The following is a 21,031-nucleotide window of genomic DNA, read 5'->3' on the forward strand; positions in this document are numbered from 1 at the left end:
GGCAATTTAATGGGAATATATTCCAAGAGGCTTTTAACTTCTTATAGATCCGGGCCTTCGCAAAGATTCAAATGTGCCATTAGGTTGAATGTGATAAAGAGGACCACCACCTGTTCCCAGGCGGTGGTCCTCTTTATCCTTCGTACAGCGATAGCTGCTTATTCCAAAACAACTGTTACCTGAACGTTTGCGCCGATGGTTACCTTGCCGGCGGGGATATTCGGAGCAGCCGCGCCCGCATCAGCTGTTTTCAACAATCTGTTATCCATCATAACCGGGTGATAGTATACGCCAGACTCATTTACCAGTGTTACATTGGCGATTTTCTTATTTAGCGTAGTCGCAATCACTTCCGCTTTTTTCAAAGCATCTTCAACTGCAGCTTTTAATGCTTCATTTTTGCCGTCTGCTTCATTGGTGGTTTCGAAACGGATCGAGTTTATCTCATTAGCGCCTGCGGCTGTTACTTCATTCACCAAAATCCCCAGGTTTTCAATGGAAGTACGGATTTCCAGGCTGTTGGTTACACGATAGCCTTTTAGTTTAGGCAACCGGTCTTTTTCATAGCTGTAAATCGGCTCAACCTGATATGTATTTGTTTTGATTTGTTCGTTTGACACTCCCTGAGCATTCAGCTTAGCCAAGACCTGATTGCTGTTTTGCGTATTTTCAGCTTTGGCTTTTTCCAGATTGTCGTTTACCGAGCTTATTGAGATAGTCATTCGGGCAACATCAGGGATAACTTCTTTTTGACTAGTTCCAGTCACCTGTATCAGCGTTTTCGCAGCCTCATTGGCAAAGGCCGGAGCGGCTAACAGACAACCCATTGTCAGTAGGATAGCAACTTTTTTAAACATTTTCATAACCTCCAATATTTTACCTTCTATGTTATCAAACGTCTGATTTTTGAAAAGGTAACGGCATTTAAATCCAAATTGTTTTTTGGAAACGGTCGATAAATGCAGATACGGTTTCTATTTTCGCGCAGATAGTCGTTAATAGGCTAGTGCTATCAGTTGACGCAAATAGGCAGCGGCCCGCAAGGGGTCGGGCCGGGAGAGGATCGCCGAGACGACGGCGGCTCCATCTACCCCAACCGACATGACGCTATTGATGTTGGTCTCATTGATGCCTCCGATGGCGACTATAGGAATTCTCACCTTTGCCTTTATGGTTCGCAGTTCCTCCAGGCTGACACTATCCGCGTCGCTTTTCGTGCCTGTAGGGAAAATCGCTCCAATTCCCAAGTAATCCGCACCCGCTGCTTCTGCTGCCAATGCCTGCTCCAGAGTCGCAGTGGATACGCCGATAAGCTTCTCCGGTCCTACTATCTGCCGCGCAATATGCAAGGGAAGGTCCTCTTGCCCGATGTGCAGTCCGTCTGCATCGACCGCCAGGGCGATATCGGCCCGGTCATTAATAATCAGCGGCACATGATATTTGCCGGTGATTTGCTTGATCAAGACAGCCTGCTGATAGAAGTCTCTGGTTGATGCGTCCTTTTCCCGAAGCTGCACCAGAGTTGCTCCGCCGAGAATGGCTTGCTCGACTGTTGCCGCCAAATCCTTGCCGGCTAGCAGCTGCCGGTCAGTCACCAGATACAACGAGTAGTCGATACTTTGGTTACAGCTCATCAATTTTGCCACCCTTCTTCAGGATATCCGGATTTATTACTGAAACAGCATCAAATAGCCGGATATGAAAAGTGCCGATGCCGTCGCCTGGCTGCAACGAGGCATGCGCGAGTTCACCAGCTAATCCCATCGTCACAATTCCCGCCGCCGTTGCGGCGAACCAATCGTCGGCAGCCCCGCAAAAGCATCCGATCAGCGAGGTGGCCATACATCCGGATCCGGTTATTTGCGAAAGCAGCGCATGCCCGTTGTCGATACGGTAAATCCGATTTCCTTGCGCGATAATGTCTGTCTTACCGGTTATAGCAACCACGCAGTCAAGTTTGTGGGAGAGATTGCTCGCTACGCTTTCTCCGGCGTCTTCGCTTGCCACTGAATCAACTCCCTTGATTGCTACATCCAGGCCAGCGATGATTTTGATTTCCGACATATTGCCGCGAATCACCGTGGGACGAACCTCCCGAATAATTTGTTTAGCAGTAGACGTCCGCAGGCTTGTCGCCCCAACTCCAACCGGATCGAAAACAACAGGAATTCCTCTTTGACGCGCCTTTTGGCCCGTTGCCAACATCGATTCGATCGTCCGGGCATTTAGGGTTCCCATGTTGAGTACCAGAGCGGAGGCGAAAGAGGCCATTTCCTCTACTTCCGCAATATCATCGGCCATGACCGGGGAAGCGCCGATTGCAAGGGTAATGTTGGCGCAGTCGTTCACCGTTACGTAATTCGTTATGTGATGAACAAGTGGTTTTCTCTCTCTTAATCGCAGTAGATTGTCAGCAATTTTTTGCAGTACTTCCATTGTCTTATATACCCCCCATATCATCGTTTCTCGATAATAATAAAAGCGCATCCGGCTGGATGCGCTGCAGAAATATACAATCACTTCGCTCATCCCTACGCTGGCGTTATCCAGATCAGGTCATAGGGTCACAAACATCCTCGGGTTTGTATCTCAGCCGGCCTTTCCAGCTCCCCTGAACTTTCATTATTCTATTTAGTTATAGTTTACCACCTTCCAACAAGAAATCAACTGTCTTGGGAAACGATCGTCCCTTGTGGCGAAATAGCAAAAATTGTACGATGACATACAGGTATCTTATCGTTTTGTATATAATAGAGGGAGGTATTCGATGGATTTGTGAATAGGGAGGTTAACCATGCTGCAACGGTGTACTTGGGCTGGTCAAGATGAATTAATGATACGTTACCATGATGATGAATGGGGAGTTCCGGTATATGATGACCGGAAGCTATTTGAAATGTTAATACTGGAAGGAATGCAGGCAGGACTTAGCTGGACTACTGTTCTAAAAAAACGGGAGAACTTTCGTCAGGCTTTCGATGGGTTTGATGCCCGTAAAATTGCTCAGTATGATGCTGGAAAAGTGGCAGAGCTTATGGCTAACCCCGGAATTATCCGTAACCGGCTTAAAATCAATGCTGCGATTGAAAACGCCAAACAGTTTTTGGCGATGCAGGAATTGCATGGCAGCTTCAGTCACTTCATTTGGCAATTTGTTGATAGCAAACCGATAACCAACCATTGGACAAGCTCGTCTGAAGTACCGGCTACTTCGATCGAATCAGACAGGATGAGTAAGGCATTACGTAAACTGGGTTTTAAATTTGTCGGCTCGACAATCTGCTATGCGTTTATGCAGGCCACAGGCATGGTAAATGACCATACAAAAGATTGCTTTGTGCGAAAACAAGCTTATTGACAGACTGGGCAGGGATGTTGTTTACGACGAAGAGGATGCAGAAGAGACCGCCTAAAAGCGTTGATGCTTTTTAGGCGGTCTCTTCAATCGCGAATTAAACTGACCAAGCCGGTATGTATTATTTACTCCACTGAATATCAGAAGCGTAAATATACTCGTCTTTGCGTGGCGTGAAATTGATTCTCTTGGAAAAGCCATATGCATTTTCCTGGAAGTACAAGGGAAGAAGCGGCAGGTCCTTCTGCAACTGGCGTGTTGCCTGTTGCAGGAATTGAGCCCGCTCGTTCAGCCTGGCAGTACTGTCAGCCTGATCAATATAGTTGTCAAATTCGGGATTGGTATAAAAAGAGCGATTGGATGTCCCGTATCCCGGCTTTTTGTCTTTGCTATAGAAAAATGCCCGGTACCAAAAACCGGCGTCCGCATTTTCCGACGTCCAGCCGATTAAGCTGACGGTCGTTTTGTCCGCAAGCCGCGTGTAATCAAAATACAGTGCTTTAGGCATCAGGTTCAGTTTAACGTTAATGCCGATTTTTGCCCATTGGCTGGCGATAGCTTCAGCAACCTTAGAGTCATTGGGATACCGGTTGTTCGGCGCATCCAAAGTTACGGTAAAGCCGTTCGGATAACCGGCTTCAGCCAAAAGGGCTTTGGCTTTTTCCGGATCATACTTGACTGCTTGCAAGCCCGATACAAAACCGATTACCTCTTTCGGATTTCCCTGTTCAGCAGGATAAGCGCGACCGTTCATCACATTTTTTATGATCGAGTCGATATCAATGCCCAGGCGGACGGCCTGACGCACCCGCTCATCCTGGAAAGGATTCTTAGGCAGGTCGACTGCCGGCGTCCTGTCCCGGCCAATATCGAGAATCAGATAGATAAGCCGCAGGCTTGGTTCCCGGACCAGCTTGAGCTTGCTGTCTTTTTCAATTCTTTCGGCATCCCTGACAGGAACATCAGCAATGACATCCACTTCACCGCTGAGCAAAGCCGCCGTTCTCGTCGCCTCATTGCTAATCGGCCTGAAAATCACCGTTTTGATTTGCGGCGAGCCTTGCCAGTATTTTTCATTTGCTTGCAGCGTGAGATGGTCTTCCTTAATCCATTCCGTCACTTTATATGGACCGGTTCCTACCGGTTTCTGATTGAAGGTTTCGTTGCCGACTTGCGTCACATACTCTTTATTAATAATACGGACTTTAACCAAATCGTTCGGCAATATGGGATACGGCGTTGGAGTTTTGATCTCCACTGTGTAGTCGTCAATTTTCCTGACGTTGGCGATCCCACGGGCAAAGCCGCTGACTACTTTCTGCTTTTTCAGCCTGTCAATCGTAAATACAACATCGTCAGCGGTAAACGCTTTCTCATTGTGAAAGACAACATTTTTGCGAAGATAAAAAATCCAGGTAAGATCATCTTTCTGTTCCCATTTTTCGGCAAGCCCGGGAACGATGGACAAGTCCGCTTGCCGGTTAACCAAGCCATCATAGATATTGCATAAAATAGAATTCGTGCTTCCGTCATCGATAACCTGAGGGTCTAAATACATAGCGTCTGAGCTCTGAGCGATGACGATCTTTTCTTTTGCTGCAGAATGGCTGTCATTCTTACCGCATCCGGCCAATAGAAACGCCGCTGTGACAATAACCAAAAGCACACTTACCCATTTTTTGCTCATCCTAGACATCCTCCCATATCTGCATTTTTGTTATCGCTGCCTGCTAATTTACACTATGAAAATCAAACGCTAACTGGGCCAGGGCGGCTGCACCGTAAGCCAGGCTTTCTTCATCCACATCAAATTGGGGATGATGCCACTGATGATTATATCCCTTTGCAGCGTTTCCTGTGCCCAGCCATAAAAATACACCGGGAATATTCTCCTGATATAGGGAAAAATCCTCCGCCCCCATTGTTGGTTTCGCTTCTTCAACAGAAGCAGCGGGAAAAACGCGGTTCAGCGATTCCCGGCAAAAGCTGATTAATTCCGGAGCATTATCGAGCACAGGAAGACCTTCATGAATGACCAATTCCACTTCCGTCTGCGTCGCCGCCGCCGTATAGGCAAGAAAATCCCGCAACTGCTGCAGTACGCTCTGCCGTGTTATCTGATTGACAGTGCGAATCGTTCCGGCAAGTTCCACTTGATCGGGAATCACGTTGCCGATGCGCCCGCCATGAATAGATCCGAAAGAGATGACCACTGAATCCAGAGGATCAATCCGCCTGCTGACAATAGCCTGCACTCCCTGAATAATTGCCGCGGCGGCCACAATGGGGTCTCTGGTCCTGTGGGGAATGGCTCCATGCCCCCCTTCACCTTTGATACGAATGGAAACCGCATTGGTTGAAGCCATCAAAGCTCCTGATTTCAAACCAATCTGCCCAACCGGAATATCAGGCTGAGTATGTAACCCGAAAATGACATGAACTTCGGGGTCAGTCAAAACTCCTTTTTCTAGCAACTTTTTTGCGCCTTCGGCAACTTCCTCCGCTGGTTGAAAGAGAAATTTCACCGTTCCTGACAACAGATGCCTTTTTTCTCTCAATAACTTAGCGGCGCCGATAAGGCATGTCGCATGGACATCGTGTCCGCACGCATGCATGATTCCAGGATATTCCGAGCGATAAGAAACCACATTTTCTTCTTGAACAGGCAAAGCATCGATATCTGCTCTCAATGCCACTACTGGCCCAGGCGATTCGCCGCACAGGATTCCCATTGCTCCGGTGCAATCATTCCAGGATATTACGGGAATCTCTATTTTCTCAAGATGGTCTTTGATACGCGCTGTTGTCTGGTGTTCCTGCCAACTGACTTCAGGGAAGCGGTGCAGTTCCCGGCGGATTTTTACCAAATCCGGTAGTAATTCTTTTGCTCTTGTGATAAATTGCATACTACTGATATCTCCTTATTTACCAAATAGTATTTCTAGGCCGCAATAGAAGAGAGTCATTTGAAAAATAAAATGACTAAGCAACATCCCTGTGAGAGATAGTCTTAGCCTTCAGTGTACTGATCAGCATATATATGTTTCATTAAATACTTTACCGCTGCCTTGCGCTTTCGTCAAGCCGTTTCAATAAGTTACGTTCAAGTTGCGTTTCGTACCCAGTTACGAGTTGTAATAATTCTTCTTTACATTGTAGAGACATATTGGCTATAATTAACACCTATGAGATATTACGATAAAACAACGGTTAAGCCGTCATTAACGAGCTATTTTGCAGGATTTATCATAATCGGGGCTATCTATATTTACGGAATCGGCACAGAACGGTTTAAACCGGAGACTATTCGCGACATGATTCTGGCATGGGGTTATTGGGGTCCGCTCCTATATATTTTATGCAATATTATTCGGCCGTTTTTTTTCTTTCCGGCTATTGTATTGGGCGTCGCAGGCGGCTTGACGTTCGGACCGCTATGGGGGACGATATATCTGATTATTGGCACTGCTTTCGGAGCCGCGCTTTGTTTTGGATTAGCCCGTCTGTTGGGATGTGACAGGCTCAAACGTTCTTGGCCTAAGTGGATACCGATGGAGGAACTCGATGACCAGGCTGTCAGACATGGTTTTAGAACAGTGCTGCTCTTGCGGTTAGCTCCCGTTTTGCCTTGGGATGTTGTTAGTTTTATGGCTGGACTGTCAAAGGTGCGGTTTTGGCCATATTTCGCGGCAACAATCATTGGCAGCATGCCAGGAGCCATCGCTTTTAGCTATTTGGGAGATAGCTTGTCCCAGTCTTTAGCCAGGGCTGCTTTGGTTGCCGGCGGCATTGGCGTAATGGCTATTTGCCTATGCTATGGAAAACGTATCAACACTCGTAACACATCAACCGGCTGATAAAATCCCGTCCGTGGACTAGCGCCAAAAAACAGCACAAGCGCCGCGTCCATGCAGGTCTGGAAGACTGAAACATAAACCCTGTCCCTAAGTTTTTCGTAGGTAATGATCACTCATGTTTTTAAAACATGAGTGATTTTTTGTACCGGGAAGATCGGGTAGTATTTCAAAAAATAAGGGACGACAAAATGAGATAGTTTTATAATCAAATTCGGATCACGCGCGGATCTGTGTATTTTTGGTGTAGGGGCGGATATAGTGGTTATTTCAGAGATTTGGACGGGTATTATTGAGAAGTGGCCTATGCTGATTCGTGGAAGTTTGATGAGAATGATATGCTGGTTATTGAAGAATAGCGTTTTTACATGCTGCAGCAAGAGAGGACGGGCGATGCCCGCCCTCTCTTGCCGGCTGAATGGCAGTGAACGCCAAACTGATTGATCGCTGCCATTAGCCTGGGCGAGTCCGTCCCGGAATAGACATAGCAATCGAAAGTGGAGGTAGTTCTTAACAAACAATATTGGCAGAAATAGGTTACTGTGATACAGTAAAAACAAACCGTCGCTCCGCTCTGATGGGAGTGGCCGGTTGAACCGGATTCGATGGTCGATTTCACCAGAATACGTAATAGGCCTGCGATATATCCAGCTTGAGGTGATTACCATGACAACCCTGGGAAGCAGCGTAACTTTTAGTCGTCTTTACGATGAAAACTATCCCAAGGTCTACCATTTGGCGCTTGCTCTCGCCGGTAATGCCAGCGATGCCGAGGAAATAACCCAAGAGGCCTTCCTGCGGGCATTCCGCGCCTTTTCCTCCTTCCGCAATGACAGCGCTTTCTTTACCTGGATATACCGCATTGCCTTGAATGTCGCTCGCGACTACCTCAAATACCGCGACAAGCTGCCCATCCAGACTGTCACCGAAGACCTCGGCTACTGCCTGGACGACATCATCGACACCAACCCGGCCAGTGACCCGGAAGCCGAAGTGCTAGCCAACGAGGCCCGCTTCCGGTGTCTGCACTACTTCACTGAATGCCTTACACCCAGCCAGCGTATCGTATTCAGCCTCGCCGTCAGCCTGACCCTGCCGCAAAAGCTAATCGCCGAAATTCTGGGATGCTCGCTGCCTGCCGTCAAGATCACCCTTTACCGCGCTAAAAAACGTATCGCCGCCTTTCTGAGCGGACGCTGCAAGCTTATCAATGAAGCCAACCCCTGCCGCTGCGACCAATGGGTACGTTTTGGCCGTGCTCAGGGCTGGCTCACGGCGGAGCATCCGGCCAGCTCCCGTCCGCTCATCGTTATCCAGGCTGTCGCCGACATAGGTAAAATTCAAACGCTGAGCGCCATCTACCAGCAGCTTTATCCCGAAAATGCCGACGAAGCCCTGGCCAAACGGATTAAGCAGGCTTTAGAGAAAAAGGAGTGGACGATTTTTTCATGACACCAGTTCGTTTTCAGTCTTACAATTATAAAGGCAGAAACGGGGAGTCTGATAAAAATGATCGTTACTTTTTTGATTGCCCGACGGGGCAGGAGTTCCGGCAATTGAAACAAACATACATGTTCTTTACAATTCCTGCCTGCCACAGTTCCATAAAATAATTATCCAGAAACATTTCTTTCTGCTCTTCTGGCGCGCTGTCTACGAACTTACGCCAGAAAGAGATGGTACCCCTCAAGCCATGAGGCTGAATATGCGGGCTGCATTTGTCGACATCGGTTTTACCCGCCGCATTGAGAGCCCCTACAGGACAGCTTTCCACGCAAATGTTGCACCGGTTGCATAAATTCTCTTTCACCGGAGGATCAGATGGCAGATCGATATCGCAAAGGATCGCCGTAAAGATTAACCGAGCGCCATGTTTTGGGTGGATCACCAGGTTGTGCCGGCCAAAAGAACCCAACCCCGCGGCAACCGCCGCATGGCGCAGGGACACGTCCGCGATCCCCCTTTTGTTCATGTCTATAGGAAAGGAATATGGTACGGTCATGGCTCTGGCGTCATATTCCTTTTCTAGAAACCGTGCCAGCCTGTAATTACAGGATTGAGAGAACTCGATCAGATCCAGCCTGCCGTTGATGGCGATCTGCCTGTTCGGACTATCGCAGTTGGAAGGCTCCTTGTAGGCGAGTACGATCATGGATTGGGCTTCCGGGAAGATCGATTCCATTTTCGCCGACTTGGGGCTGTTGTAGCTAGATACCGCCGCTATACCGACATCATCCACGCCCAGTCCCAGCACAAAATCCTTGATTCGTTCCTTTTGGTCAGGTAAATTAGCCGTAACCTCCAATTGCCTGTTGTTCATGTCTTTGCCTCCTGTTTTTTGATCCTAAAGGTTAGACTGTTGCAAGAGGCTAAAGGTTACAAAAATAATCAAGAAAAAATAGCCCTTCTTTGTTTTTTATGCCTTCCCGGATTCTTTGGGCTAGTTGAGGTGGCTTAGCGATGCTGCAACAGAATGAGTCTTTTATTCGCAGTATTCAACTGCAAAAGGAAAATATCCAGGATCCTTCCCGCTATCCTTTTTGCTTGCCGGTCTTTGAAAATATAACTGAGATAAAACTTCACCCACGAGTCACCTTTTTTGTTGGCGAGAATGGCACTGGCAAGTCAACTATTTTAGAAGCAATTGCCGTTACCCGGGGATTTAACCCTGAGGGAGGCACGCTCAATTTTAATTTTTCATCAAGAGATTCTCATTCGGATTTACATAATTATATACGGTTGATTAAAGGCAGCAAACGAATGCTTGACGGATTTTTTCTGCGGGCCGAGAGTTTCTTTAATCTGGCAACCGCTATCGAAAAAATGGATGCCGAAGGCATTGGCCGAAGCGTGATTGATTCTTACGGCGGGCATTCTCTTCACGAACAATCGCATGGAGAATCCTTTTTTTCCGCTATCCAGAACCGGTTTGGCGGCAATGGTTTGTATATTCTGGATGAACCTGAAGCGGCGTTGTCGCCTGTCAGACAAATGGCATTGCTAGCGAGAATTCACCAACTGGTAAACTTAAATTCACAATTTATTATTGCAACTCATTCACCCATTCTCATGTCCTATCCGGACTCAATTATTTACCAATTGGCAGCGGACAAAACTGGTTTGCGTCAGGTCGCGTATGAGCAAACAGAACATTACATAGTGACCAAGCAGTTTATCAATAACTATAATAAGATGTTGAATATATTAATGAGCTAACGGTAATCAATGCGTCTTTAAGGCCGACGGGGATACAGTAATGCTTTGGCTGTCCAATTAGCTTATCCACCGGAAATCGTCAATGAAAAAACGCTGGTTCCTGTAGAGTTTTTTACAGATTTAATGAAGCTAAAGATAGAAATCAATAATAGCCATATCTGACAACAATGCCTGCCGACAGGGTGATACCTCTGTCAGGCAGGCATTGTTGGTCTGGCTTGAATTTTTCCCGGAGTTACATCCCGTTTTTACGGCGAACAGCTGGAGCAAAAGGGATAAAAAAGAATAACCGCCCAGCTCAAAGACGGCGGTTATTCTTAATCCTGTAGCATGAGCTAACCGTTCCCGGTTAGGCAACCTGTAGGGCTGGCGTGCCAATCTGCCAGCCTTTTCCACCGCTTGCTGCAGATTGCCGGTTGGATAAGAAAAAGCAGATCTAATAGCCGGCCGTAAAACGCTGACGGATAAATTGCGGTTTTTCAATCTCATCCAGAATGGCAACCGCCAGGTCGCCGACTGAGATTTTGCTTTCACCCTTTTCATCTGTGACCGGATTATCCCTGCCAATCCGGAAGCGGCCGGTCTTATCCCCCTCGGTCAAATTAGGCGCGGGGCTGATAAAGGACCAGTTCAGTTCCGTTTCATGGCGCAGTTCCTCCAACAGTTCCAGCGGACCCTGTACGGCAGCTTTGAAATCTTCCGGGATGTTCACATCATACACCCGTTTACCGGAAGGCAGTATCAGGCTGGCCGCGCCGCCCACCACCAGAATTCTTTTTACATGGGCTTTCTTGGCAGCCTCGAGAATGGAGGCGTAGCCCCGCTTGAAATCCGCGTACAGATTGGGATTTTGCCAGCCGGAGTTAAATGCGCTGATGACCGCATCCTGATTTTCTAACACAGTTGTCAGGGCCTTGCTGTCGTATACATCGACCGCGGCAGGGATAAGCCCTGCCCCCTGCGCAGTGATTTTGGCACTGTCACGGCTGATTGCCGTCACCTCATGGCCTCTTGAAAGCGCCTCTGCAAGCAGCTTCGAGCCGACAAAGCCCGTGGCGCCGATTAAAGCAATTTTCATAATAACGACTCCCTTACGTTGTGATACAAACATCCTGAAAATCTATCGCTCCGTCACGAACGAACCTGTCATCTGAAAACCTTCAACCGGGCATCAATATCTGATATTTGTTTTTCAGCAGGTTCTGCCAAAGCTTTGCCGAACGGAATCTGCGCGACCAGCTTCCAACTAGCCGGAACGCCCCATTCTGTCTGAATGGCGTTGTCAATCAGCGGATTATAGTGCTGCAGGGACGCGCCAAGACCTTCGGCCTCTAGCGCTGTCCATATCACAAACTGGTGCATCGCATTCGTATGCTGCGACCACACCGGAAAACGGTCGGCATAAAGCGGGAATCCGCTGACAAGACCATCTACCACGGTTTGATCCTCAAAGAAAAGTACTGTTCCGTAACCGGACGCGAAGGCGCCGGTTATCTTTTTCTCCGTATCGGCAAACTGTTCCTTACTGGTCAGCTTGCGCAAAGTCTCAAGCGTAACCTGCCACAACTTCTTGCTTTGCTCTCCGAAAAGCAGGACAATTCTTGTGCTCTGTGAATTGAATGGTGAGGGAGTAAGCCTGATAGCATCCCTGACGATTTCCTCAATCCGTTCTTCGCTAACCACTTTTTCATCACTGAAGCCGTAAATGCTGCGTCTGGCCTTAACCGCTTCCCAAAATGTTTTTGACATAATAACCTACCTCCTTTTAAATTGGATTGCCGGAAAGAATTCAGGCGATAAATACGATGTGCAGCGTCATTACTATCTTGCATTTTCCCGGCTTTACAATGCGTGTTTAATTGAATATAATACTAGCATGATAATAAGTAATGAACAAGTACTAAGTTTTTTGTTACATACTATTAAAAAACTTACCGTTGGAGGCTGTTATGAAAAGACGTGAATTATCATCTATCCCTTGCCCTATCGAATACACGATAGAGCTATTGAGCGGCAAATGGAAGATGCATGTTGTATGGCAGGTGGCGAAACAGGAAGTTATTCGGTTTAATGAGTTGCGTCGGCAATTAAACGGCATTTCAAATGTGATGCTGGCACAGACTTTGCAAGAGTTGCAGGATGCGGGAGTCATCAACAGAAACCAGTATAACGAAGTCCCGCCAAGGGTCGAATACTCATTGACCGATCTTGGCAAGGGACTATTACCGGTGTTTGATGTTTTGGAGAAATGGGGCAAGCAATGCGGCTGGGCAAATCCGGATCGGTTGCCTTGATATCCAATCGTCTGGATGCTGTAAACTGCTTTCCAGAAGACGCGAGGGTTTATCCTCGCGGGTGCAAGTCCCGAACGGGGAAGTTCCCGCTTGGCATGCTTTAAATAGCGCGAATAACGGTTCTATCACTATGCGTGCTAGTGAACAAAAAAAGACCCTAACGGCATATTGTGTCCGTAAGGGTCTTGCTCTTTTGTCAAAGGGGCATAGTGTTTTAACGGCAAAAATTAGTCACCGTCGTTTACCGAAAATTCGTAGTAAATACAGGAATAGATTAATGAAATCAAGATATAAGGTAAGCGCGCCGAGAACGGCAAACTTGCCCACCGTCTCTTCGTCATCAAGATTGTAGGCCATTGCCTTGAGCCGCTGGGTGTCATAAGCGGTCAGACCGACAAAGACCAGAACCCCGGCATAGGTCAGAACCCACATCAATGCGGGGCTTTGCAAGAACATGTTAACCAGAGAAGCAATGATGAGGCCGATTAAGGCCATAAACAGAATGCTGCCCCACTTGCTTAAATCAGCTTTGGTTACATAGCCATAAGTGGTCATTGCGCCAAAGGTGCCAGCCGTGATAAAAAAGACGGTGGCGACTGATTCATGTGTGTAAAGTAAAAAGATTGACGCCAGAGTCAGCCCGTTCAACGCTGAGTACACAAAGAATAAAAAACTGGCCGCTGTTGCGCTGAGAGAATGAATCGAACGGCTCAGACCAAAAACAATGCCCAAATTCGCCAGCAGCAATCCGTAAAAAACCAGCTTATTGCCAAAGATCATGCTGAGCAGGAACGGTGAGTGTGCGGTATAGTATGCAAGTATGGCTGTCGCTAAAAGACCGGAGGTCATCCAGCCGTAAACCTGCATAAAAAAGCTTTGTACAAGAGCGATAGCTTTACTATTTCCCGCATCATACGGGGAAGGCTGATTTTGCATTGTATAGCAGCGCTCCTTTAACGATAGTATATTTCTAATATACTATAGGACAGGATATTTTTCCAACTGTTTTCATCGCTTGATCCGGAAGAAGAGCCTTTTGCGTTAGTTTAGCTTGGATTTGGCGTGGACAAAAAGCTTTATGCCGACACTAAGCGCCTTTTCGTCAAAATCAAAGCGGGAATGATGTAAAGGATAGTTATCCTGGTTTGGTTCGCCGACACCGACGCGAAAGAAGGCTCCGGGAGCTTTTTGCAAGAATGCCGAAAAATCTTCCCCGCCCATGCTGGGCTTCATGGTTTCAAGGACCGTATCGCCAAAAAGTTCACAGGCGGCTCTCTCTAGTATTGTCGCGACCTCAGCATCATTTATGAGCGGATCGTATCCATCCTGATACTTGAACATATAGCTGGCCCGGTGCGCCTCTGTTATGCCTTTAATTATCCGCTCCATGGCTTGGGGGGCATATTCGCGCAGTTTGGGATCAAAGCTGCGCACTGTGCCGCACATTTTTACTTCATCCGGTATGATGTTATCGGCTGTGCCGGCATGGAATTGAGTGATTGAGATGACAACATTATCCAAGGCATCTATCTGTCTGGCAACGATGTGTTGCAGATTGCTTACAACTTGCGCGCCAATCGCGATCGGGTCGACAGAGGTCTCCGGATGGGCCGCATGGCCGCCTTTGCCGATAATCGTGATTTCAAACGTGTCCGGCGCAGCGCAGCGGATGCCGCGGCCAACGCTGACTTTTCCCTTTTCTAAGCCAGGAAAGACATGGGCGCCAAGGACATAATCCACCCCGTTCATGACGCCGGCCTCTACCATCTCTTTAGCGCCTCCGGGGAACAATTCTTCTGCGTGCTGAAAGAAGAAGCGAACCTCACCTTCGAGTTCCTCCTTCATGCCGGAAAAGATGCAAGCTGTACCAAGCAACATGGCAGTATGGCCGTCGTGTCCACACGCATGCATAACGCCAGCATTGTTCGATGCATAGCCGACTGCGTTTTCTTCTCGCAACGGCAATGCATCCATATCTGCCCGCAGTGCCAGAACTTTGCCTGGCTTTCCGCCAATCAGGCGCGCCATAACACTGGTTTTCGTTGGACGGGATACTTCCAGATTACCAAAAGATTGTAGAGTATCATGGACAAACTGAGCAGTTTTGATTTCTTGAAAGGACAACTCAGGATTGGCATGAAGCTGGCGCCGCCAGGCAATTACTTTGTCTTGAATTTGTTCTACCTTAGCATGTAGTTCCCTAAGCTCCATGAAACAGCCTCCTAGTGAACATATTTTGGATACCCTTTCCATATAAAACTAGTCTATGAGAAAAAAGTATCCTTGTAAAGTAAAAAACCGACAAAGCTTGCGATGGGGAGGGAAACAAGGGAACAGACTAAACAACTGCTAATGAACAAAAAAGGATCCTTACGGCACATGGTGTCCGTAAGGATCTTGCTCTTTGCCAAAGAGGTATTGGCAAGATCCTGAGATGGTTTCATATACCCAGACAATTTGACCTTTACGTGCTTTGCAATTTAAGTAAGTGATAAGCACTCGAATGATAAAGAACCTGCGAAACTTAATTATTTAATACTTTCTTCAGCCATAATAGGCTGGGGAGGGGATATTTTGTTTGACAGGATTCTTGAAATTTTAAGCAGCATGGGATTGCCAGGGGTGTTTGCAGGAGTTTTTTTAGAAGCAATAGGATTGCCCTTTCCAGGCAGCGTGTTGGTAGCCCTGGCAGGTTTTTTGTCAAAACAAGGAGAGTTTAATATTATCATAGCCTGGCTGGTATCTCTGCTAGGCTACCTGCTGGGCTCACTTTCTGCCTTTATGATCGGGCGTCATATTGGAGAACCCTTTATAAAGAGATGGGGGCGATACATTAAACTAACCCCGGAACGCATTGGCAAGGCGCAGGAACTTTTGCAGAAGTCGGCCGCGGCTTATGTTATCGGCGGTCGCTTTATACCGACAATAGGCAATATTACCCCCTACGTAGCTGGCATCAGCGGTATTTACATTGTCAAATTTCTTATCTACGACATGGTGCACGCGGTGCTCTGGCTAACCATCTTTTTAGGTGCTGGGGCTGTGCTAGGCAGCAGATGGCATAGTATGGCAGACAACCCATTGTTTAAGTGGGTTGCTATCGGAGGCGGTTTATTGATTTTGGTATATGTGTTTAGAAGTTTCCTTCCCGTACATAGTAAAAATAGGCTGTAACATGCTAAGTTAAGTGCTAGGCGCCTGGCAGAGGCATTGCCTAATAAATGTTGTCAAACCGGGGAACGCTCCCGCTTGTCACATAATGTCTATTTTGGGATTCAATCATCAGTTTGGATTTCTCAAATGCTAATTAATCCCTGGCAGGGATAGCCAGGAAAAAGAAGAACATTGTATTAAATAACATCCCTGTGAACAGCAAACCGCTTGAGGAGATGCACCAGATGATAGTTAGCGGGAGAGCAGAAGCGTCAGTGAATTTAACCGTACTACGGGACAATAAAGAATTGTCGTTCAAAATTACAAAGCAATGCGGCGCCCAGTAATAACGGGGCGGTTCTCCTAAGCTTAGAGCCCATCTGCGTTGCACCAGTCATTTTGGAGTCATTCTGGGGGGAGCTCGTACTCGGGATTCGATATAATGGCAGGATGTTGTAGGGCCGCCAATGTCGCTCATATCTGGGTGAATATAAAATGCTTTAGGAGGCGATAAAAATGTTCAAAGCAATCAGACGTCAGGATAGAGAGCTGACTACCGCTGAAGCAAACGATATTTTGGAGAATGGATCCTATGGTGTATTATCTGTTAGCGGCGATAATGGGTATGCCTATGGCGTGCCGCTAAGTTATGTATATACAGGGGGGCATATCTATTTCCACTGTGCGTCCGAGGGCCAGAAGCTAAGCTGTATCCGCATGAACAATAAAGTGACGTTTTGTGTCGTTGGCAAAGCGATTCCTTTACCAGATAAGTTTAGTATGGAATATGCGAGCGCTATTGTCTATGGCGAAGCGACTGAAGTGAATGAACAGGAAAAAAAGGCAGTTTTAAAGGAATTTATTGAGAAATATTCTCGTGATTATATAGAAAAGGGTAACCAGTATATTGAAAATGCCCACCACAAAACCGTAGTCATAAAACTACATATTGAGCACATTACGGGGAAAGCCAGAAAATAGAAGCTGTGAGATACTAATTACCGCTTTAGATTATCCGCATACGGTATAGCCTACTTGTGTTTCGCTAGGAGAGTTAGCATGTTCGATATAAAGACAAAATGCTGACAAAGTAGGAATATTCCCTAATGTCCACTGTTTAGTTTTTAGTGTAGGAGAAGTATGCAGTGATGGAGGATAAAAGATGAAAATTAGTAAAAATAACGCAGAACATTATATTTGGGGAAATATATGTGATGGCTGGCATTTGGTCAAAACCGAAGAATTAAGTATTATACACGAAAAAATGCCTCCGCAAACTTCAGAAGTTAGACATTTTCATGAACAAGCAAAGCAGTTTTTTTTTATTTTATCAGGACAAGCAACCCTGGAAGTTAATAGTGAAATAATATTGTTAAATAAATATGAAGGATTAGAAATACTTACAAACACACCTCATCAGATGATGAATAATTCGAAAGCGCCAATAGAATTCATTGTAATATCGAAGCCGAGCAGCAAAGGAGATAGAGTTTTAGTCAAAGAACAAGCGGTGAAAGTATTGGCTGACTAAAAGTCAAATCCAATAAGGGGAAGGTACATCTACCCGGCAAAGAAGTAATGAAGTATTTAAGCGAATTAGGGGTTTCCAGTAGTAGTGAATTGCATAGACTGGAAAAGGAACAGGAAGATGCTATAATAAAAAAGATGAAGGCAGTGGAGGATGCCTCGATAAGGCAGTTAGCAAGTATCACAGGGATATCGAAGAGTGTGATTGATAAAGATAATCAAATTGACTGGGAGGTAGTATTAATGGAATTCGAGTTCATTTATAAACGTCATAGTGTGCGGCAGTTTAAAGAGGAGCAAGTGCCTGAAGCAACGATTAAAGAACTTATCAAGGCTGCAACCTATGCTCCTTCCGGTAATAATCAGCAAAATTGGCATTTTGTTGTTGTTACTGATAAAAATAAAATTGCCGAGATTGCCCAACTTGTCGTGGAAAAAAATGCTGAATTGAGTACTTACTTACGAACTGAGGCAAAAATCAAGGCATTTAAAGGCAAAGTCGGCTACCACACCGTTTTTAAGGGAGCGCCTGCACTTATCCTGGCTTACGCAGGTCCTTATGAAACAATTGCTGATATGCTAGTGGCTGACGGCATGCCTCAGGCGGAGGCGATGCAGTATGCTAAATCTAATCCCGGTATCCAAAATGTTGCTGCTGCCCTAGAGAATCTGCACTTGGCTGCTGCCAGCATCGGTTATGGCACTTGCTGGATGACCGGACCGACTTATGCTGCCCAGGAAATCTCTGCATATATTGGCTTTAACAAACAAGGTTACCATTTGGCAGCTATCACACCGCTTGGTATTCCGTTATCAGATAAACGATCGTCCCCGCCGCGCAAGCCGGTAGAAGATGTGTTAACCATTATCGGGTAAAAACTACTATTTCAAAAACAAATATCCGAGTTGCCTCGGATATTTGTTTTGTGTACCAAGGCAAGCTCGGGAGTGAAGCAGGAACGGGATATATCATGTAATACTTAGGGAATCAATCAGCAAACTATCTTTGAAGAGAATGAAGATTATTGTTATTTCGTAAGAGGTGAACTATGAAGATTGCAATACTGGTCAGGGAAGAAACCATGCAGCGCTGTACGGGCAAAGGCTGTCTCAATGCTTTTTTCCAGCGCAAAGATGCTTTTGCAAGATATGGGGATGAGGCTGAGCTTGTAACTTTTTCTCACTCCGGTGGAGATATTGATCATAAGATTGAGATGATGCTGAAAAATGGCGTAGATGTGGTGCACTTATCCTCCTGCACGCGGGGTAAGTCGCCTAATTATGAAACACTGGCTCAGCGGTTGGCTGAGCACTTTGATGTCGTCGGCTATACTCACGGGCCGGAGACAGGTAAGGAACGAGCTACGGTTTTCCTCCGGGCAAAAAGACTCTAAAGGCCGGTTTGCGTGGGGTGCAGCCTTAATAACTGCTCGATTAGCCCGGTGGCAATGTTCTTACCGCCAATTTTATTTAGCAGCCGCAAATGGGAACAGACTTTTTGGTAGGCGTTTGCTTGCTTTATTCATGTGAATTGGCTAATATACTTATAAACCTAATTAGGCAGAGTAGGAAATTGTGCGTTAAGTGCTAGCTGGACAGGAAGTTGCCGCTAGACGAAAGATCACTTTGATTTGCGGTGCAATTTCCGCATTCCGCTGCCACAATAGAGTGCATCTCTTTGCGTGGCTAAATGGTTATGTAAAGGAGGCGCTTTTTTTTGAGTAAAACCCGCGTGATTGTTATTTTGGGGCTGCTGATTTCGCTGGATATCATTCTAACCAGATTTCTTTCTATTCAGACCCCCATTTTGCGAATCGGCTTCGGATTTATTCCGATTGCATTGTCGGGTATGCTTTTTGGTCCTGTTATTGGCGGCGTGGCAGCTGCGGTGGGAGATATTCTGGGAATGCTCATTTTCCCTCATGCTCCCTACTTTCCCGGCTTTACTGTCAGCGCATTCGCCGGCGGATGTATTTACGGTTTGTTTTTGCATAAACAAAACCCTTCTCTGATAAGGACGACTATAGCAGTCTCGCTTATCGTCGCAGTAGTTGATCTAGGCTTAAATACAGCATGGCTTTCATTCCTAACAGGCAAAGCGGCAATGGTTCTTATCCCGGCCCGTCTTGCGAAAAGCCTAGTTATGCTTCCCGTTCAGATATTCTTAATTTATAGCGTTTGCCGTTATTTTACGGGCGGAAAATTTTTGAAGTACAGCCGGACTGATCACTAGGTATTTGTAGATTGATTTTACTATGAGAGCCGCTATACCTCCGGCACTAACTTGGCTCTGTTTAACAAAGGAACCGCCTTTCAAGGAAAATACTACAGACGGACCTCTTATTTTACCATCTTGAAAGAAGGCGGAAGTTATTTCTTGAGAAATAAAGTTCTTTTACTGCTCACTGCCGAACTAACACTCACAAACGCGTTAGCCCGCATTGAGGAAAAGCATTTAATTGAGTGAAAGTGAAGTATTAACCAGTACTGGTTTTAAGGTTGAACATATATAAGCCATGTCCCTGCGATTCCTCCCTTGTTTTAAGATTTTTCAATAAATTGAAGGGACTGTACCAAAAGCATCAGTACTTTTGGTACAGTCCCTTCAATTTATGCGATATGCCAGCGGAGAATATGAGAACAAACCCTAACAATAGGTTTGCAATCAATGGCTGATCGAGTTCACTGCTTGCATTGCGGCGCTTTTACCCACTCTAAAGCAAAGTTGCGAAATGCGGTGACAGCCGGGAGTTGCTGCGTACGTTTCAATGTGGCGAGAACGATAGATTTGTCGGGAGCATTATTTAACCTAACGATGCTGATTTCAGGCTCAGAGTAGGAATAAGCAACGCGCGACGAAAAAAGCGCTACTCCGACCCTGTCGCTGATTAAGCCCATCACGGTTTCGACCTGACTGCAGTCGCAAGCCGCTTGTGGCTCGAATCCCGCAGTGTTACAGGCTTGCATCATGATGCCATAAGCGCCTGTTGTGCTGTTGGGGAATATAAATTTCTCGCCTGCCGCTGCCGCTAAATCAATTACTCCTTTGGCTGCAAAAGGATGCGAGGAATGCACAACCAGCACTAGCTCATCGGTGATTAGCGGATGAAAATTCACCATGCTTGTATCTTGTGTAATCGGAGGAGTAAGCATCGCCACATCAATTTTAGACTGGCAAAGTTGCTCGAACAGCACACAACTGCCACCTTCAATGATATGGATATCTAATTTTGGATGGATTCGTTGAAACGATGCGATCAGTGTCGTTAGTTTCAATTTTCCGATTACCGGGATTGCGCCAATAATGAATTTGCCTTTCAGCAATCCGGCATGCTCCTGCATCAAATGCCGGATTTGATCAATCTCGGCTAATATGTTTTGGGCATGCTCAATAAACGTTCGTCCGGCAGAGGTCGGAACAACATTGCGGGTATTTCTCTCAAATAATGTAACACCTAACTCTTCTTCCAGCTTGGTAATTTGCTGCGATAAAGAAGGCTGGGAAAGGCAAATTTCTTCTGCGGCGCGAGTGAAGTTTTGGTGCTTTGCTATTGCCACCGCATATCGCAATTGGTGTAACTCCATAGACAATACAACTCCCTGCCACATTAATAGGATTGACTTATTAATTA

23 protein-coding genes, 1 pseudogene and 2 riboswitches are annotated in these 21,031 nt (G+C 46.3%); of the genes and pseudogenes, 12 read left to right on the forward strand and 12 right to left on the reverse strand.

Features of this window, described 5'->3' with window-relative positions; genetic code table 11:
• Positions 1-158: 158 nt before the first annotated feature.
• From AXX12_RS08500 to thiM, 3 genes are all read right to left on the reverse strand, one after another.
• Positions 159-857 (reverse strand): SIMPL domain-containing protein, encoded by a 699-nt coding sequence (locus AXX12_RS08500; RefSeq protein WP_066240954.1) that lies wholly within the window; start codon positions 855-857, stop codon positions 159-161.
• A 138-nt stretch (positions 858-995) separates the two neighbouring features.
• Complete coding sequence (gene thiE / locus AXX12_RS08505; protein WP_066240957.1) at positions 996-1,634, reverse strand: thiamine phosphate synthase; 639 nt, start codon at positions 1,632-1,634, stop codon at positions 996-998.
• A complete protein-coding gene (thiM, locus tag AXX12_RS08510; RefSeq protein WP_066242954.1) occupies positions 1,624-2,436 on the reverse strand; it encodes a hydroxyethylthiazole kinase in 813 nt (270 codons plus the stop codon). Before thiM ends, thiE begins: the two co-directional genes overlap by 11 nt.
• A gap of 74 nt (positions 2,437-2,510) precedes the next feature.
• A riboswitch (TPP riboswitch) is annotated at positions 2,511-2,623 on the reverse strand.
• 174 nt (positions 2,624-2,797) lie between these two features.
• Between thiM and AXX12_RS08515 the strand changes: the two genes are divergently transcribed.
• Positions 2,798-3,358, forward strand: a complete 561-nt coding sequence (locus tag AXX12_RS08515) for a DNA-3-methyladenine glycosylase I (protein WP_066242957.1) — start codon at positions 2,798-2,800, stop codon at positions 3,356-3,358.
• Between the two features lie 118 nt (positions 3,359-3,476).
• Here the strand turns inward: AXX12_RS08515 and AXX12_RS08520 are convergent, their stop codons facing one another.
• Together AXX12_RS08520 and AXX12_RS08525 are read right to left on the reverse strand one after the other, a co-directional pair.
• Positions 3,477-5,042, reverse strand: coding sequence for an ABC transporter substrate-binding protein (locus AXX12_RS08520; protein WP_066240960.1), 1,566 nt, complete (start codon positions 5,040-5,042; stop codon positions 3,477-3,479).
• 43 nt (positions 5,043-5,085) lie between these two features.
• Positions 5,086-6,261: a M20 metallopeptidase family protein gene (locus tag AXX12_RS08525; protein WP_082816773.1), complete on the reverse strand. Its 1,176-nt coding sequence runs from the start codon at positions 6,259-6,261 to the stop codon at positions 5,086-5,088.
• Between the two features lie 279 nt (positions 6,262-6,540).
• Here AXX12_RS08525 and AXX12_RS08530 point away from each other — a divergent pair, with 279 nt between their 5' ends.
• The 3 genes and pseudogenes from AXX12_RS08530 (at position 6,541) to AXX12_RS08535 (ending at position 8,661) form a co-directional block, all read left to right on the forward strand.
• Positions 6,541-7,212 carry a TVP38/TMEM64 family protein gene (locus AXX12_RS08530; RefSeq protein ID WP_066240966.1) on the forward strand — a complete coding sequence of 224 codons (672 nt, stop codon included), beginning with the start codon at positions 6,541-6,543 and terminating at the stop codon, positions 7,210-7,212.
• A 248-nt stretch (positions 7,213-7,460) separates the two neighbouring features.
• Positions 7,461-7,568, forward strand: a pseudogene (locus tag AXX12_RS20280) (VOC family protein); the annotation flags it as partial.
• Positions 7,569-7,800: 232 nt separating this feature from the next.
• Positions 7,801-8,661 (forward strand): RNA polymerase sigma factor, encoded by an 861-nt coding sequence (locus AXX12_RS08535; protein WP_197470679.1) that lies wholly within the window; start codon positions 7,801-7,803, stop codon positions 8,659-8,661.
• Positions 8,662-8,725: 64 nt separating this feature from the next.
• Here the strand turns inward: AXX12_RS08535 and AXX12_RS08540 are convergent, their stop codons facing one another.
• The gene (locus tag AXX12_RS08540; protein ID WP_066240971.1) at positions 8,726-9,529 is read right to left on the reverse strand and encodes a 4Fe-4S binding protein; all 804 of its coding nucleotides are present in this window, start codon (positions 9,527-9,529) and stop codon (positions 8,726-8,728) included.
• A 140-nt stretch (positions 9,530-9,669) separates the two neighbouring features.
• Between AXX12_RS08540 and AXX12_RS08545 the strand changes: the two genes are divergently transcribed.
• On the forward strand, positions 9,670-10,425 hold the full coding sequence (locus AXX12_RS08545) for an AAA family ATPase (RefSeq protein WP_066240974.1): 756 nt from the start codon (positions 9,670-9,672) through the stop codon (positions 10,423-10,425).
• 129 nt (positions 10,426-10,554) lie between these two features.
• On the opposite strand, the gene AXX12_RS19270 is transcribed toward AXX12_RS08545, so the two are convergent.
• The 3 genes from AXX12_RS19270 to AXX12_RS08555 all read right to left on the reverse strand — a co-directional run bounded on the left by AXX12_RS19270 (position 10,555) and on the right by AXX12_RS08555 (position 12,174).
• Positions 10,555-10,914, reverse strand: coding sequence for a hypothetical protein (locus tag AXX12_RS19270; protein WP_156478614.1), 360 nt, complete (start codon positions 10,912-10,914; stop codon positions 10,555-10,557).
• Positions 10,862-11,503: an NAD(P)-dependent oxidoreductase gene (locus AXX12_RS08550; RefSeq protein ID WP_197470680.1), complete on the reverse strand. Its 642-nt coding sequence runs from the start codon at positions 11,501-11,503 to the stop codon at positions 10,862-10,864. The genes AXX12_RS19270 and AXX12_RS08550 overlap by 53 nt, the downstream gene beginning before the upstream one ends.
• Positions 11,504-11,571: 68 nt before the next feature.
• Positions 11,572-12,174 (reverse strand): nitroreductase family protein, encoded by a 603-nt coding sequence (locus AXX12_RS08555; protein WP_066240977.1) that lies wholly within the window; start codon positions 12,172-12,174, stop codon positions 11,572-11,574.
• Between the two features lie 200 nt (positions 12,175-12,374).
• Here AXX12_RS08555 and AXX12_RS08560 point away from each other — a divergent pair, with 200 nt between their 5' ends.
• Positions 12,375-12,719: a winged helix-turn-helix transcriptional regulator gene (locus AXX12_RS08560; RefSeq protein WP_066240980.1), complete on the forward strand. Its 345-nt coding sequence runs from the start codon at positions 12,375-12,377 to the stop codon at positions 12,717-12,719.
• Positions 12,720-12,950: 231 nt separating this feature from the next.
• Here AXX12_RS08560 and AXX12_RS08565 read toward each other — a convergent pair whose 3' ends face one another.
• Positions 12,951-13,655: a Bax inhibitor-1/YccA family protein gene (locus tag AXX12_RS08565; protein WP_066240983.1), complete on the reverse strand. Its 705-nt coding sequence runs from the start codon at positions 13,653-13,655 to the stop codon at positions 12,951-12,953.
• Between the two features lie 105 nt (positions 13,656-13,760).
• Positions 13,761-14,930 (reverse strand): amidohydrolase, encoded by a 1,170-nt coding sequence (locus AXX12_RS08570; protein ID WP_066240984.1) that lies wholly within the window; start codon positions 14,928-14,930, stop codon positions 13,761-13,763.
• A gap of 363 nt (positions 14,931-15,293) precedes the next feature.
• Between AXX12_RS08570 and AXX12_RS08575 the strand changes: the two genes are divergently transcribed.
• The 6 genes from AXX12_RS08575 to AXX12_RS08600 all read left to right on the forward strand — a co-directional run bounded on the left by AXX12_RS08575 (position 15,294) and on the right by AXX12_RS08600 (position 19,632).
• The gene (locus AXX12_RS08575; protein WP_066240987.1) at positions 15,294-15,893 is read left to right on the forward strand and encodes a DedA family protein; all 600 of its coding nucleotides are present in this window, start codon (positions 15,294-15,296) and stop codon (positions 15,891-15,893) included.
• A gap of 495 nt (positions 15,894-16,388) precedes the next feature.
• Positions 16,389-16,853, forward strand: coding sequence for a pyridoxamine 5'-phosphate oxidase family protein (locus AXX12_RS08580; RefSeq protein ID WP_066240991.1), 465 nt, complete (start codon positions 16,389-16,391; stop codon positions 16,851-16,853).
• A 181-nt stretch (positions 16,854-17,034) separates the two neighbouring features.
• Positions 17,035-17,403 carry a cupin domain-containing protein gene (locus AXX12_RS08585; protein WP_066240994.1) on the forward strand — a complete coding sequence of 123 codons (369 nt, stop codon included), beginning with the start codon at positions 17,035-17,037 and terminating at the stop codon, positions 17,401-17,403.
• A gap of 47 nt (positions 17,404-17,450) precedes the next feature.
• Positions 17,451-18,275: a nitroreductase family protein gene (locus tag AXX12_RS08590; RefSeq protein ID WP_231881845.1), complete on the forward strand. Its 825-nt coding sequence runs from the start codon at positions 17,451-17,453 to the stop codon at positions 18,273-18,275.
• 173 nt (positions 18,276-18,448) lie between these two features.
• Positions 18,449-18,793 carry a CGGC domain-containing protein gene (locus AXX12_RS08595; protein ID WP_066240997.1) on the forward strand — a complete coding sequence of 115 codons (345 nt, stop codon included), beginning with the start codon at positions 18,449-18,451 and terminating at the stop codon, positions 18,791-18,793.
• A 165-nt stretch (positions 18,794-18,958) separates the two neighbouring features.
• Positions 18,959-19,059, forward strand: a riboswitch (THF riboswitch).
• Between the two features lie 57 nt (positions 19,060-19,116).
• The gene (locus AXX12_RS08600; RefSeq protein ID WP_066241000.1) at positions 19,117-19,632 is read left to right on the forward strand and encodes a folate family ECF transporter S component; all 516 of its coding nucleotides are present in this window, start codon (positions 19,117-19,119) and stop codon (positions 19,630-19,632) included.
• Positions 19,633-20,081: 449 nt separating this feature from the next.
• Here AXX12_RS08600 and AXX12_RS08605 read toward each other — a convergent pair whose 3' ends face one another.
• Positions 20,082-20,984, reverse strand: a complete 903-nt coding sequence (locus AXX12_RS08605; RefSeq protein ID WP_066241003.1) for a LysR family transcriptional regulator — start codon at positions 20,982-20,984, stop codon at positions 20,082-20,084.
• Between the last annotated feature and the right edge of the window lie 47 nt (positions 20,985-21,031).

This window comes from Anaerosporomusa subterranea (assembly GCF_001611555.1).
GTDB classification, from domain to species: domain Bacteria; phylum Bacillota; class Negativicutes; order Sporomusales; family Acetonemataceae; genus Anaerosporomusa; species Anaerosporomusa subterranea.

Excerpts from the sequence above, each read along its gene's own strand:
- AXX12_RS08500 (WP_066240954.1), bottom strand. The coding sequence starts at position 857 with ATGTTTAAAAAAGTTGCTATCCTACTGACAATGGGTTGTCTGTTAGCC.
- thiE (WP_066240957.1), bottom strand. The coding sequence starts at position 1,634 with ATGAGCTGTAACCAAAGTATCGACTACTCGTTGTATCTGGTGACTGAC.
- thiM (WP_066242954.1), bottom strand. The coding sequence starts at position 2,436 with ATGGAAGTACTGCAAAAAATTGCTGACAATCTACTGCGATTAAGAGAG.
- AXX12_RS08520 (WP_066240960.1), bottom strand. The coding sequence starts at position 5,042 with ATGAGCAAAAAATGGGTAAGTGTGCTTTTGGTTATTGTCACAGCGGCG.
- AXX12_RS08525 (WP_082816773.1), bottom strand. The coding sequence starts at position 6,261 with ATGCAATTTATCACAAGAGCAAAAGAATTACTACCGGATTTGGTAAAA.
- AXX12_RS08530 (WP_066240966.1), top strand. The coding sequence starts at position 6,541 with ATGAGATATTACGATAAAACAACGGTTAAGCCGTCATTAACGAGCTAT.
- AXX12_RS08540 (WP_066240971.1), bottom strand. The coding sequence starts at position 9,529 with ATGAACAACAGGCAATTGGAGGTTACGGCTAATTTACCTGACCAAAAG.
- AXX12_RS08545 (WP_066240974.1), top strand. The coding sequence starts at position 9,670 with ATGCTGCAACAGAATGAGTCTTTTATTCGCAGTATTCAACTGCAAAAG.
- AXX12_RS19270 (WP_156478614.1), bottom strand. The coding sequence starts at position 10,914 with ATGAGATTGAAAAACCGCAATTTATCCGTCAGCGTTTTACGGCCGGCT.
- AXX12_RS08550 (WP_197470680.1), bottom strand. The coding sequence starts at position 11,503 with ATGAAAATTGCTTTAATCGGCGCCACGGGCTTTGTCGGCTCGAAGCTG.
- AXX12_RS08555 (WP_066240977.1), bottom strand. The coding sequence starts at position 12,174 with ATGTCAAAAACATTTTGGGAAGCGGTTAAGGCCAGACGCAGCATTTAC.
- AXX12_RS08560 (WP_066240980.1), top strand. The coding sequence starts at position 12,375 with ATGAAAAGACGTGAATTATCATCTATCCCTTGCCCTATCGAATACACG.
- AXX12_RS08565 (WP_066240983.1), bottom strand. The coding sequence starts at position 13,655 with ATGCAAAATCAGCCTTCCCCGTATGATGCGGGAAATAGTAAAGCTATC.
- AXX12_RS08570 (WP_066240984.1), bottom strand. The coding sequence starts at position 14,930 with ATGGAGCTTAGGGAACTACATGCTAAGGTAGAACAAATTCAAGACAAA.
- AXX12_RS08580 (WP_066240991.1), top strand. The coding sequence starts at position 16,389 with ATGTTCAAAGCAATCAGACGTCAGGATAGAGAGCTGACTACCGCTGAA.
- AXX12_RS08585 (WP_066240994.1), top strand. The coding sequence starts at position 17,035 with ATGAAAATTAGTAAAAATAACGCAGAACATTATATTTGGGGAAATATA.
- AXX12_RS08590 (WP_231881845.1), top strand. The coding sequence starts at position 17,451 with ATGAAGTATTTAAGCGAATTAGGGGTTTCCAGTAGTAGTGAATTGCAT.
- AXX12_RS08595 (WP_066240997.1), top strand. The coding sequence starts at position 18,449 with ATGAAGATTGCAATACTGGTCAGGGAAGAAACCATGCAGCGCTGTACG.
- AXX12_RS08605 (WP_066241003.1), bottom strand. The coding sequence starts at position 20,984 with ATGGAGTTACACCAATTGCGATATGCGGTGGCAATAGCAAAGCACCAA.